Below are 13,007 nucleotides of genomic sequence, written 5' to 3'. Positions count from 1 at the left end.
CTATTTTCCGCTTATAATATTTCCGGTTTTAAATTGCAACTTTTGGCCGAACATGGTGTCTTTAGCCAAACCCTTTGCTGTGAGATACTTTATTACCGGGATTTTTTCCCTTGTTTTTTCCCTTACCCTGCAGGCGCAAACCGGCGCTGCTGTTACCAGCCGTGGTGTGGTCGCGGATTCTTCAACACAAAAACCCATCGCGCTGGCCAGTGTTGTTTTGCAGAATGCAGAGGGTAAAACATTGAAGAGTACCACCACAACAGACAAAGGTGTTTTTGTGATACCTGTGGCCGCCAATGTTAGTGGAAACAAACTTGTGATCAGTTATGTAGGATATGAAAGCAGGATCATCCCGCTGCCTGCCTCAAACGAATTGGGAACCATACTGCTCGCATCCGCTGCCGCGGCGCTGGGCAACGTAACGGTAAACGCCACCAAACCGCTTGTAAAACAGGAGATAGACAGGCTGGTATACGATGTACAGGCCGATGCAACCGCCAAAGGGCAAACCGCTATGGATATGCTGCGCCGTGTGCCTTTGATCACGGTTGATGGCGATGACAACATCCAGTTGCAGGGAAGCGGCAACTACCGCATATTCATCAACGGGAAACCATCCGCATTGGTGACCAGCAATCCGAAAGATGTGTTGCGGACGATGGCTGCCAACCTCATCCAGAAAATTGAAGTGATCACTACACCGCCGGCCAAGTACGATGCAGAAGGGCTGGCAGGCATCATCAATATTGTTACCGTTAAAAAAACAGCCGATGGTTACAACGGAAGTGTTACGCTTCGCGAATCGTTGCCGTTCGGGCCGGGAGTGAATGTAAACCTCACGGCTAAAAGAGATAAGTTCGGCCTTTCCCTTTTCGCCGGCGGAAACCTGCGCGTGGGTATTACTACGCGTAATGAAAATCTCCGGAAAACATTCGGTACAAGCACGGAAACATTGTACCAGGACAACCATGTACGCAACCGTGGATATGGCGCCTATGCAGGATCGGAACTGAGTTATGAAGCCGACTCATTGAACCTGCTTACCGCATCGGTCAATTATTTTTTCAACCCGGTCAGATCAACGGTCAATCGCAACTCCTCCTATTTTGCGCAATCGGGCGCCGTTCTGCAGTCGTACGACATGCGCAACGAAGGCGAATTCAATTTCAGCGCGGTAGACCTGGGGTTGAACCACCAACTGGGTTTCAAAGGAAAAAAGGAGCAGCTGCTTACCTCTTCCTACCGATATTCCTATTCACTGGCCAGCCAGCTCGGCGATATTGTTTCCACCAACAAACTCAACTACACGCAGCCTGATAACAAGCAATTGAACGATGCAGGTTTCAGGGAACATACATTTCAGCTGGACTACGTAAACCCCATAAAAAAGTTTACGGTGGAGGCCGGCGCAAAAGCCATCCTGCGCACCAACTACAGCAATACTTCGGGCGAAGTTTTTGTATCCCCTTCGGCGGGGTATGTGAACGATCCGCTGCGCAGCAATGTATTCGATTACCAGTTGAATGTATACAGTCTTTACAATTCTTATTCGCTGAAGCTTGCCAAATGGACGTTCCAGGCCGGGTTACGGGCAGAACATACAACCGTGGATGCGAACTTCACATCAACCTCCACAAAACTCGACCAGGGCTATACCAATTTTATTCCGTCTTTCCTCGCCTTGCATTCTCTCAAGAACGGCAACACGATCAGCTTCGGCATCACCAACCGTTTGATGAGGCCCGGCATTAACCAGTTGAACCCGTTCATCGATAAAAGCAATGTACAGATCATCAACACGGGAAACCCGAACCTGCGGCCGGTGATCAGTCATTTGTTTGAACTGAGCTATAACAAGATCGGTAAAAAAGGATCGGCCAATTTTCGGGCAAGTTATATGTACATCAATAACAGTGTTGAATCTGTAACAAATGTTGTGAATGATACGGTAAGTTATACAACGTTTGAGAACGTAGGGCAGAACAGGATCCTTCGTTTTAATGTAAATGGAAACTATGCAATTTCTCCAAGGTTCAGCCTGAATTTCAATACCGGTATTTTTTATGTATGGATAACCGGGACATACAATGGCCGCATGTACAGCAATTCGGGACCGAGAACAAACACTTTTTTAAACACGGTTTACAAACCCAACAGTACATGGCAGTTTGGTTTGAGTGGCGGATACAACAGGAGGTACATCAACCTTCAGGGTGGTTCAAACGATTATTACTATTATTCGCTGAGTGCGACCTGTAATGTCAAAAAATTTACTTTTTCCGCTGTGTTCAACAACCCGCTGTTCAAGTTGTATGAGTTTACGCAGTACAACGATTCGCCTGATTTTTACCAGTCCAACAAACAATACCTCATTTACCGCAACGTGAACCTCTCGTTCACCTATAAGTTTGGAAAACTGAGTTCGGGATTGAAGAAGAACAAGCGCGGGATCAATAACGATGATGCGCCTTCATCGAACTAACTTCATGGTTGCGGGAAAAACGTTGCGGTGTTGTTCGGAATTTGTCCGAACTTGTAAGAATTAAACGGATTGTATGAAAAACATCACCACGTCTTTCGTTCTTGTTTTTTTCTTCAACCTTATTGCGGCAGCGCAGGGCACTTTGCTGGTGGGCAATAAAGAGGACAATACACTGAGTTTTATTGAGCTGAAGCAATACAAAGTGGTTGCAACCATTCCCGTAGGTGCTGGCCCGCACGAAGTAGCGGTTTCTCCTTCGGGTAAAATGGCCGCCGTTGCCAATTACGGCAACAGGGCGGGTGCCGGTAAAAGCGTTTCGGTAATTGATGTGGCGGGTAAAGAAGTGGTTAAAACCATCGACCTTGGCGAGTACCTGCGTCCACATGGAATGGAATTCATAAACGAAGAAGAATTGCTGGTTACCAGCGAAGCAAACAAAGTTCTCCTGCGTGTGAACATAAGATCGGGTGCAGTGAGCGAGGTGGCGAAAACAGACCAGCTTACTACCCATATGGTTACTTACTCGGCCGCCGATCAGCGCGCATATACCTCCAACATCAATTCGGGAACGGTTAGCGTGATAGACGTGAAGAACAACGCACTCATCCGGCACATCCAGTTAAAACCCGGTGTGGAAGGATTGCATGTTTCCCCGGATGGAAAAGAACTATGGGTTGCCAACCAGAAAGAAAATACAAACACGGTGATCGATACAAGAACATTTGAGACGATGCATGTTTTCCCCGCACAACCCGTTGCTTATCGTGTTGGTTTTTTACCCAATGGAAAGTACGCTGCAGTAAGCAACGGCGGTGCAGGCAATGTGAGTATTTATGATGTGCCCGCAAAAAAATGGATAAAAGACATCGACCTGGTTACTGAACCCGGTAAACAACCCGTTCCGGGCGGGATTACCGCGAGCGCCGACAGCAAATGGATGTTCATCTGCACAACCGGCATGAACCTGGTTGTGGTGATCGACACAAAAACCTGGACCGTTGCCCAACGCATCGACACAGGCAGGAACCCCGATGGTATTTATTATTCGAAGGTCAATGTTCAATGATCATTTCATCGACCCGAACTCGCTGGTGTAGATCTTTAACAGCAGCAAAGAATAGCTGATCAATAAAGGGCCGAAAATAAATCCCCAGAAACCAAACAGCTGCAACCCCACGATCACACCCAGTACAGTGGTGATGGGGTGCACATCGCCTATCTTTTTCAGTAAACTGATGCGCGCGAGGTAATCGACATTGCCCGTAACAATGAGGCTGTACAGCATCAAACCTGTTCCGTTGAAATTATTGCCCGTGGAGTAAACATAAATCACGAGCGGCACCCAGATCATCATCGTTCCCACAACAGGAAAAAACGCGAAGATGCCGGTCATAAACCCCCAAAGCACATAGTCGTTTACACCAAAGATCCAGTAGCCCAGCAAGGCAACCAGCCCCTGTATCAGCGATATCAAGGGAATACCGATCGCATTGGCACGAACCATATTCTTTGTTTCCTCGGCAAGCAGGTTGATGTTCTTGCTTTGCAGCGGTATAAATCGCTGGATGGTTTTTTCCATCTGCGCAGAACTGGTGAACATGAAATAGGCAACAAACAGCAGCATCGCGATATTGGTAATGATCATCAACGTGCTGTTGAGAAAAGATGGAATGAGCGCCGTTGCTTTTTTCTGTATGTTCTGGATGTTTGCATCCGTAAGCAGTTCCTGGCCCGTCCAGCGGTGAATCTGGTTGGAGATGGATTTGAGGCTCGTCATCACCTGGTCCTGGTTGTTGATGAGAGAGGTTACGCGCGATGACAAAATATCGATGGCCAGGTAAATCGGTATTCCTATGCATACCAAAAAGATCGTCATGAACAACAATGCCGTCCAACCCGGTTTCCATTTTTTTTTCGTAACAAGGTGATTGTATTTGTCGCGGCCCAAGATGTATAAGGTGATTGCGCCCAGGAACCCCGGAAAGAAATGGTACAGTTCCAGCACCAGTAAGATCATCAATGCGAGCACGAGCATCAGCAATAATATCTGCCGAACCTTGTTGTTGAAATCGGTTGTCACTGTGATTGTTTGTCTGAAGATTGAAAAAATTGTGCCGTCGCATTGCAGGCAACCGCATTTATAATTACACCGTTGCCTCCAATGACAGCTAAAAGTTAAAAAGAATTCTCAGGGAAAGCGAAGTATTCTTAAAAAAATCATTGAACAACAGTGCCGGTTCAATAGAAATGCGTTTGCTGGCGAGAACGGGAAGCCCGAGGCGGAATGTATTCTTCTCATACAGCGAACTGTTTTTGGTGAGCAGGTAACTAAGGCTCAGGTTGGCGGCCAGCTCAAGTTTGTCGGACAATGGCTTGTTGTATTGCCGCAGGTGCAAACCGATAAAGCGGTTTACTTCTACTTTTACCTTGTTGGTAACGGGATCCCTCGGAAAATTGAATTCGGCCTCTGTTACAAGCCGCAGGCTTGTCCTGTTGTAGTAGCCGCGTGAGAAATTGTAATTGAAGCTGGCCTGCAGTCCCGTTGTAAAGGAGCCGCGGGCAAAACCAAACGTAGGGGCAACAGAAATGGTTGTTTGCGGTTCACCTGAATACAGCACCGACATATTGGTTGGTGAAACCATCTGGCCGCCCATGTTCATGTTAAAGCTCGCGCGGTAATTGAGCGCATTCACATTGTAACTGTTACCCTTTGTATATTTCTGTACTTTCGGGCGAAGCACGTCGAGGCATTTTTTGAGTTGCCCGGGTTCTATTTTCGCGATATCCCCAACATTGTCTGTAATGATCGATACGGCGAAGGCCGCACCCAGCGGTGTCCGCGTGAACACGCCATCTTCTTTCCTTCCATATTGCAGCATGCTCTGCGCGTAGCCAATGAGGCGAACGGTGTCCTGGTTTACTTTCAGTTCCATCAGTTCGTTGTCTTTGATGGTGTAGGTGTTTGAAAGTTCCGGGTGCGTGATGATCCTGATCTTGGGCAGCTCGTTCCGCAGCACAACATCAACCCGCCGTACCACGCCGTCGGAACGTAGGGAATCCTGCAACGGTTCGAGCATTTTTACGGCAACCTGTAGCATCGAATCAAGATCGGGTAACCGCTCAACCTGTGAAATAAAGGCCAGGTCAAGCAATATTCTTGTATGCGACGAAAGGAAGAAGGTGAATGTGATATTACTCCTGCTTGTCTTCGGCGTATTAAAGGTGATATCCGTAGGGTCCGGCAGATCGAGCTGGGCATGCAAAACATTTCCCGTTCCTGCAAGCAGCAGGAAAAATAAGATCATTTTTTTCATAGCGTTCAGTTGTTTTCTACAATGGTGTTGGTGGAAGTGTTGGAAGGCCGGGTCTTGAAGAAAAACAGCGACCGGGTATTGTTTTCAGTGGGTTGCGACAATTCTTTTTCCTCAATTTGCTGGTTCATCATTTTCCTGAACTCAGATTTTGTGAGATTGCCCGATGCAGGCGCAACGGGCATTGCGTCAAGCTCATTGATATGGATAACCCGGTATCTTTTTACAACAGGTTTTTTGACGGCGCTTACAACCGGCTTCTTTTTCTCTTCTTTGCTGGTGATGGGTTCGGTTACCGCAACGGTTGCCGGCAGTGTTTCTGCAGCTGATGTTACCAGTGTTTCCTTAGGGTCGGTATTTTCTTCTTCTTTTAGTACAGGTGATGATACGGCCGTTTTGTTCTTTGTGATGTTTGCTTTTATCGGGCTGCGTGCAGCTGAAACGGATACATGGCCCGCCGTACTGTTTTTATTTTCTTTTGGCAACGTAGAAAATACTGGTTTTACGGTAACGGCAAACCCCGTCGATGCATTATTGTTTCCGGGCGATGTTTTGAAATAGAAGAAAGAGGAAATGCCCGCCAGCAATGCAATTGCAGCGGCTGCGTAATACCATGCAGTTGTTCTTTGTTGTTTACCCGGAAGTTTCTCTTCAATCTTCGCCCAGGTATGCCTGCTGTTGAAGTTGAACCCATCGGGCAGTTGATCCAGCTCTTCTATGGCTGACCGGACCTGGTTATTTTGCTTGTCGTTCTGCATACAGGTTGTTTTGCGTAACAGCGTGCTGTAATGTTTTTTTCGCTTTGTTCAACTGACTCTTGCTTGTTCCTTCCGAGATGCCGAGTTGTGTTGCTATTTCTGCGTGACTGAACCCTTCGATCACGTACAGGTTAAAAACCGTTCTGTAACCGATGGGGAGTTGGGTAATGAGCCGGTAAATTTCGTTGGCAGATAATTTTGCGTACACATCGTCCTCAACATTTACTTCGGCTGCGAGGTCTTCGGCAACGAGCAGGAAGCTGTTTTTTCTGCGCAGTTCCTGCAGGCATTCGTTTACCATGATCTTCTTCATCCAGGCCACAAAACCCGCATCTGAAACATAGCTGAACCGGGAAAGGTGATCAAAGACCTTCACAAAACCATTCTGCAGTATTTCCTCTGCTTCCGCATCCGTTCTCAGGTACCGCCTGCATACAAGGAAGAATTGCGTTGCGAAACGGTCGTACAGGTATTTCTGTGCCGTTATCCGCCCTTCTTTACATTCCCTGATGAGTTGCAGTAGTTCCATCCGGTGCCGGTGTTTGTAGGTTAAATGCAGTTTTGGATGGAAGGGTTGCCCGGAACGTAAAATTCCCGGAATACGGGTTTATTTCGCCGGCCATTCAAACTTCCGATCCTTTATTTCTTTCGCCCAATCGCTGGCATCCAGGCGTGGTGCGCCAAAAATGTTTTCCTTGGTGTATTTCACTGCTTCATCATCGCTGAGCTGTTTGATCCATTTTGCACGTTGGGATGTGTTGGCGCCCGGGCCGGTGTTTTTGTATTCTGCGTAGAATACCGTTTTCTCATTGTCGGGATTGCCCCAGTTGTCCCATCCCTGCGGTGCTATTTGTGCGGGCATGGTGCAGTTCAGGAACACCGTTTTCGCATGCGCCCGCCAGGGCCGGCCGAGCATCATTTTGGTTACTTGCGAATCAACTTTTATCTCGCAATCCTTGAACACATAACCAAATGCTTTCCCCGGCGTTGTACTTGCAGCGGTAATGTAGGAGTTTGTTTTGCAACGGATGGTACATGCTTCAAACAACGCGGTGGCCGGTCCAAAAATAAAATCCGTTGTTCCTTCAATGTAGCAGTTTTTAAAATACTGGCGTGATGATTCGCCGCCGGTATAAATGGTATCCTGGTTGCCCAGGAAACGGCAGTTCACAAACACCGCCTTGTCTGCATCTACATACAAAGCAACCGCTTGTCCTACGGCGCCGGCCGTATTCGCAAACGTAATATTCTGCGCGGTAAATCGGTTGCCTGAAATTTTTGCGGTATAGGAAGTGAACGTAGTGAGCTTACCCCTACCAGAATAATCGTTGAAGCTGATGATCGTTTTTTCTACGCTCTCTCCAATAAAAACAACATCGGTGTTGTTTTCCGGCAACTCTATTTTTTCGTTGTATACCCCATTCTTAATGTACAAAGTAATGGGCGCCAAAGGAAACACCCGCATCGCATCGATCGCATCCTGGATATACCTGTAATCGCCAGACCCATCCTTTGCCACTGTAAATACATATTTGTACTGCTGCGGATTACCTGTTTGGGCACAAACGCTCACAAACGAACAAAGGAGAAACAAAAAAAAGAATATGGTTTTTTTCATAAGACACCCATCGATAATGAACAATGATCTGCAACTGCATGCGCTTACCTGAACACCTTTTTCAAAAACCCGTCGATATAATTCACCATTGGTTCAAACCAGGGCTCAAACAAGGGAAACCCGTGCGGGGCGCCTTCGAAGGTGTGAACTTCGGTATAGGTGTTATAGCCGTTTAGTATTCTGATATAGTCTTCGCGGCCGGCATGCATCCTGTCTACGCTACTGTTGAGGAACAATGTTGGCGGCGTGCTGCTGCCGGCATAGGTTAACGATGACCCGGTTTCCCAGATCTTTTCATTTCCTTTTCTTGGGTAGCCAAACCAGTAGGTTGCGGCCGATGTGCGTTTGCTGTCGTCTCCCTCGCCCGATTCGGGATGGGTAAACGACAGGATGCCATCCATATCAACCACGGCATTTACATGGGTAGGCACGCTGCTTCGCTCCCCATCGTTTCCTTCAAACAAAGGAAGATTGCCCGTAACACCCAGGAATGCCGCGAGTTCCCCACCGGCCGAAAAGCCCATGGCCACCAGCTTTGCGGTGTCTATATGGTAGGTTGATGCATTGCGCCTGATAAACCGGATCGCCTCCTTCAGGTCATAAACCGCAGCGGGGAAAAGGGCCTCGGTTGAAAGCCGGTATTCGGGCGTAAAGACAACATAACCCAGCGCGGCCAGTTTTTGCGCAAGGGGGTAGTGTTGCGTCCGGTTGCCGGTTCTCCACCCGCCGCCATGGATCATGATGAGCGGGATGCGTTTGTGATTGCTTTTCTCCTTTGGATAAAAAGCATCCATCAACAACTGCCTGTTTGCAGAAGTACGCTTGTATACAATGTTCTTCTCTTCCGCTACCGAAGGGATCACAAAATCTGTAATGAGTTTGATATCAGGATGCGTCTTCTTCGTACTCTCATACGCACTGTAATTGCCATACGATGTATCCCGCTGCCCGGTAAGCCCGGCATACGATTGGGCACGCATTTTTATGCAGCACAACAGCAAAACGATACAGATCAGCTTGTATTTCATACCGGTCAATTGGGCTATAAATTACTTACAATCCCTTTACCGTAAAAATCTTTAACAACCGCTAAGCCTGATGGCATAGATTTTTTATAGTTTTTGATACAAATACTACTGTGACCATCACTTTACAACTGATCTATCTTTTTGTACTGGCCATACCCGTGGCCTGTATTGCCTGGACCTTTACCCACGAGGAAGTGTTCAGGGAGATCCATGAATATTGCGTGGACAAATCAAAGAGCTGTAAAACGGTTCTTCAACGGAAATTCTTTTACCTGTTTACCTGCGAGTACTGTTTCAGCCATTATGTAACCGCGTTGATGCTGGTCATTACGCATTACCAGTTATTGTACAGCGATTGGCGCGGGTATCTTGTTGCCGGTTTCTCCATCGTCTGGATCGCAAACATTTACATGAGCCTGTATGTATTGATCCGCATGGATATCAAAAAGGAGAGGGCCGAGGCCACGATCAAAGAAGAACAGGCAGAGAAAGTAAGCAATGAGCAGTGAGCCATGGATCCTGGATTGAAGAAGGGCTTGCAAATTTGTATTGTACGCATTACTTTTATAAGTCTTTACAAACTCCAGACTCATGTGGTGGACCTACGCGCTTCTTTCAGCACTCTTTGCCGCCCTTACGGCCGTATTTGCAAAAATTGGTATCGAACATGTGAACACAAACCTGGCAACCGCCATCCGAACGGCAGTGATCCTGGTGATCGCCTGGGGAATTGTATTTGCAAGAAGCGAACAACGCGGGCTTGCCACCTTATCGCGGCACAACCTGTTTTTCCTCGTTATTTCGGGTATAGCCACGGGCTTGTCGTGGATCTTTTATTTCAAGGCCATGCAGTTGGGAAAAGTATCGCAGGTTGCGCCCGTTGATAAACTGAGTGTGGCGCTCACGATCATACTCTCCGTTGTTTTCCTGAAAGAAGTGCTGACGCTGAAAATCATTGCAGGCGCCCTGCTGATCATTGCAGGAACGATCGTATTGATATTGTGAGCATAGATCTGGGAAAGTTTACTCTTTCTCCAGTTCCCTTATATCCCTGATCAGTTCACCGATCGAAGCAACATTTAGCCCGTTGTAGATACCGCGTATGTGGCGTTGTTTATCAACCAGCACAAAATTTTCCGTGTGAAGGAACGTCGCCGTGTCCCTTTTCTCTCCAAGATCCTCTTCCACAAAATAGAATTTACGGCCGAGGTTGTAGATCTCCGACCTGTTGCCCGTGAGCAGCAGCCATCTTTTGCTGTCAACTTTTTTTGCACCGGCATATTTTTGAAGCGTGGGCACATCGTCTGTTTCCGGCATCACCGAGTGAGAAAGGAGCTGGATGCGGTCATCGGTTAAAAAACTATCCTGCAATGCTTTCATATTGATCGCCATTCTGGGGCAGATACCCGGGCACGATGTGAAGAAGAAATTCACCACGCTGATCTTTCCATCCATGTCTTTTTCTGTAAATGCCTGGTTCGTATGCGTTGTCAATGCAAAAGACCGCACCTTGTGAAAGTCTTCCGGCGCTTTTTCAAGAAACTGTGGTGTAAAGCTTGCATTGTTGTAATAGGGCAATCTTCTTTCCGGGCCTTCTTTACACGAAACGAGAAAGGCCGACAAGAAAAAAAACAGAAAGACGCCTTTTCTCATTTGATGATGTTTCCTTCGTTGAGTTTGTAACAAAGCATGGACTCCTGTAAACCATAGCGGTGCCCATCTTTGACCACATAGTTGATGAATAATTTACCGTTGTCGCGCCATCCCTGTTGCAGCCCTTCTTCCTTATCGTCTTTGTAATGAAGAAAAAGGTAGGGTTTACCGTTGTCGTACCAGCGTTTCATATCGCCTATCTTTTGATCCCTGAAATAGAGGTAATCGAACTGCATGTTTCCATTGGGCCAGTAGCCATAGTGCCTGCCGGTGCTTTGGTTTTCTTTGTACTGCCTTACTTCATGCAGGGCGCCGTTCTCAAAATAGCTGCGCGATATGCCATGGAGCATTCCTTCGTAAACAGAGCTGACCTGTTTTATTTTGCCACCATGGTAAAGGCCTGCAACATAACCTGAGAATTTTTTATTGTTGTGCAATAGCAGCCCGTTCCTGGTTAACTGCACCGCGTTTGCCATCACGGTATCTTTCGGGATCATACCGGTGTCTGCCGAAAGGTCTTTTGCGGTAACAGCTGCCTTTTGTTCCGTAGCTTTTGACACGCACGAAGACATAGTGGTCGTCACGCAAGCCATCGCAAGAAAAAATATAAAAATGCTGTTGGGCATAGGCCGCATTTACTAGTAAACAAAGGTTCCTTTTACGCCATAGTAACTTCCTGATTTCAGGATGTAGTATCCTGTGTTCAGGTAATTCTCATTGCGCGTATGATAGTGATAGATACCAGACGGGAACTCTGTTGTTGCCGCTGTGTGCCCATTGTAGGCATCCAGGTTTGATGGGTAGCTGCCGTCCATGTCTCTCCGGCCGTATATCGGGAAACCGTCTCTCAAAAAGCCGACGAGTTTTGCATCGTCAAGCGTGGTATAGGTTCCGGTAACATGGTAGTGGTAGTCGCCCTTCTGTGCCGGGTGCGCACCGGCTCCATCGAAAGACGTGAGCGTGCCCGCGTCGAGTGCAACATTGCCCATTTCGTTGTTGTTGAATATCGCCACACCGTTCAGCGCCATACCGATCGGCCCGAGCTCCGTTGCCTCGTGCGTAGTGGCCGCACCGGGCTTCGAAGGGATCGTCATGGTGTAGGCCTGCACAGAGATGGTACCATTGGGGTTGCTCTGGTGCCCCGCAGGAAACGGCTCATACAACGCATTGCCAACGCCCCAGTAAGGCGTTTTGTGGTTGGTGGGCCTTCCATCGCTTTTTAAAACAAGGTTGGATCCGCTGGTAGTAACCGTTACGGCGCTTAAATATTTAGACGTGACCACAGATGTGATGTCTACTGTACCCGTTGTTACGGTGCCGGTATTAGTGCCGTTGTCGCTGCTTTTGCTGCAGTTGATAAAAAGTGCGGCCACGATAAAAGGCAGTGCCCATTTCGCCGGTCCCGGTATTTTCTTCGCCATAATGGAAGGATTGAATGGTTTAAAAATACTTTAGACGTTGGCGCAATGAATAAACCTTCGGCCTTCGTAAAAATTTTTACGGGCCATTTTCAGTTGTGTTTTTTGGTTTCGATTAAAATACGCTTAACAAAGGGCTCACGACTGCAGAAACAAGGGCTTTGCCTTCAATACTTTCTTATACACCGGGCACCCGGTAGCATGTGCGCCTTCGAGATGGCCGATGCTTTGGAGGAATTCGTTCACAATTTCGCCGCCGGTAAAACGGAATGTTTTTTTAAACAGCTTTACCCATTCGTCTTTTGTTTTGGGATGGTGATGCGCCAGCCATTTTTCAAACGACCCGAACTCTTTCTGTAACCGGAGTATGGTATTCGCGTTCTCAATTGCCGCATTAATCTTTAAACGGTTGCGGATGATGCCGGGATCGTTCATCAAACGTTCCCTGTCTTTCTCTGTATAAGACGCTACCTTTTTAATATTAAAATTGTGGTACGCTTTCCTGAACCCCGCTTCCTTCTTCAATATCGTTTCCCAACTTAGTCCCGCCTGGTTGATCTCCATGATGAGCCTTCCGAACAGTTCATTGTCGTCGTGCACAGGAAACCCATACAACAGGTCGTGATAAGGTTTGTGGATCGCTTTCTTTTCATCAGGCATTGATTCGATGGCGCGGCAGTATGACATTGTAGTTGGGGTTAAAGAAGTTAAAACAAAAATAATTCATATCTTACTCCTG

Annotated in this window: 14 protein-coding genes; 4 read left to right on the top strand and 10 right to left on the bottom strand. The window is 47.4% G+C overall.

Translation table 11 applies throughout. The features are described from left to right. Window positions 1-79: 79 nt before the first annotated feature. Both GWC95_RS18085 and GWC95_RS18080 read left to right on the top strand, forming a co-directional pair. Window positions 80-2,482 carry a TonB-dependent receptor domain-containing protein gene (locus GWC95_RS18085; protein ID WP_161820112.1) on the top strand — a complete coding sequence of 801 codons (2,403 nt, stop codon included), beginning with the start codon at window positions 80-82 and terminating at the stop codon, window positions 2,480-2,482. 73 nt (window positions 2,483-2,555) lie between these two features. After that, a complete protein-coding gene (locus GWC95_RS18080; protein WP_161820111.1) occupies window positions 2,556-3,548 on the top strand; it encodes a YVTN family beta-propeller repeat protein in 993 nt (330 codons plus the stop codon). On the opposite strand, the gene GWC95_RS18075 is transcribed toward GWC95_RS18080, so the two are convergent. The 6 genes from GWC95_RS18075 to GWC95_RS18050 form a co-directional block, all read right to left on the bottom strand. Beyond that, window positions 3,549-4,562, bottom strand: a complete 1,014-nt coding sequence (locus tag GWC95_RS18075; protein WP_161820110.1) for an AI-2E family transporter — start codon at window positions 4,560-4,562, stop codon at window positions 3,549-3,551. An 88-nt stretch (window positions 4,563-4,650) separates the two neighbouring features. Beyond that, window positions 4,651-5,796, bottom strand: coding sequence for a hypothetical protein (locus GWC95_RS18070; RefSeq protein WP_161820109.1), 1,146 nt, complete (start codon window positions 5,794-5,796; stop codon window positions 4,651-4,653). A 5-nt stretch (window positions 5,797-5,801) separates the two neighbouring features. Then, complete coding sequence (locus GWC95_RS18065) at window positions 5,802-6,551, bottom strand: hypothetical protein (RefSeq protein ID WP_161820108.1); 750 nt, start codon at window positions 6,549-6,551, stop codon at window positions 5,802-5,804. Continuing rightward, window positions 6,529-7,080, bottom strand: coding sequence for an RNA polymerase sigma factor (locus GWC95_RS18060; protein WP_161820107.1), 552 nt, complete (start codon window positions 7,078-7,080; stop codon window positions 6,529-6,531). Before GWC95_RS18060 ends, GWC95_RS18065 begins: the two co-directional genes overlap by 23 nt. 78 nt (window positions 7,081-7,158) lie before the next feature. Next, window positions 7,159-8,169, bottom strand: a complete 1,011-nt coding sequence (locus tag GWC95_RS18055; protein WP_161820106.1) for a pectinesterase family protein — start codon at window positions 8,167-8,169, stop codon at window positions 7,159-7,161. Between the two features lie 44 nt (window positions 8,170-8,213). Next, window positions 8,214-9,197 (bottom strand): alpha/beta hydrolase, encoded by a 984-nt coding sequence (locus tag GWC95_RS18050; RefSeq protein ID WP_161820105.1) that lies wholly within the window; start codon window positions 9,195-9,197, stop codon window positions 8,214-8,216. A gap of 110 nt (window positions 9,198-9,307) precedes the next feature. Between GWC95_RS18050 and GWC95_RS18045 the strand changes: the two genes are divergently transcribed. Together GWC95_RS18045 and GWC95_RS18040 are read left to right on the top strand one after the other, a co-directional pair. Then, window positions 9,308-9,706 (top strand): hypothetical protein, encoded by a 399-nt coding sequence (locus tag GWC95_RS18045; RefSeq protein ID WP_161820104.1) that lies wholly within the window; start codon window positions 9,308-9,310, stop codon window positions 9,704-9,706. Between the two features lie 82 nt (window positions 9,707-9,788). Continuing rightward, entirely contained in the window at window positions 9,789-10,202 is a 414-nt protein-coding gene (locus GWC95_RS18040) for an EamA family transporter (RefSeq protein ID WP_161820103.1), read from the top strand. Window positions 10,203-10,220: 18 nt separating this feature from the next. On the opposite strand, the gene GWC95_RS18035 is transcribed toward GWC95_RS18040, so the two are convergent. The 4 genes from GWC95_RS18035 to GWC95_RS18020 all read right to left on the bottom strand — a co-directional run bounded on the left by GWC95_RS18035 (window position 10,221) and on the right by GWC95_RS18020 (window position 12,955). Further along, window positions 10,221-10,850, bottom strand: coding sequence for an SCO family protein (locus tag GWC95_RS18035; protein ID WP_161820102.1), 630 nt, complete (start codon window positions 10,848-10,850; stop codon window positions 10,221-10,223). Next, the gene (locus tag GWC95_RS18030; RefSeq protein ID WP_161820101.1) at window positions 10,847-11,410 is read right to left on the bottom strand and encodes a toxin-antitoxin system YwqK family antitoxin; all 564 of its coding nucleotides are present in this window, start codon (window positions 11,408-11,410) and stop codon (window positions 10,847-10,849) included. The genes GWC95_RS18035 and GWC95_RS18030 overlap by 4 nt, the downstream gene beginning before the upstream one ends. Window positions 11,411-11,488: 78 nt before the next feature. Then, window positions 11,489-12,271 (bottom strand): YHYH protein, encoded by a 783-nt coding sequence (locus GWC95_RS18025; protein ID WP_161820100.1) that lies wholly within the window; start codon window positions 12,269-12,271, stop codon window positions 11,489-11,491. Window positions 12,272-12,406: 135 nt separating this feature from the next. Next, window positions 12,407-12,955 carry a DNA-3-methyladenine glycosylase I gene (locus tag GWC95_RS18020; RefSeq protein ID WP_161820099.1) on the bottom strand — a complete coding sequence of 183 codons (549 nt, stop codon included), beginning with the start codon at window positions 12,953-12,955 and terminating at the stop codon, window positions 12,407-12,409. Window positions 12,956-13,007: the final 52 nt, after the last annotated feature.

This window comes from Sediminibacterium roseum, from assembly GCF_009939005.1.
GTDB lineage: Bacteria > Bacteroidota > Bacteroidia > Chitinophagales > Chitinophagaceae > Sediminibacterium > Sediminibacterium roseum.
This window is presented reverse-complemented; position numbering and strand designations above follow the sequence as displayed.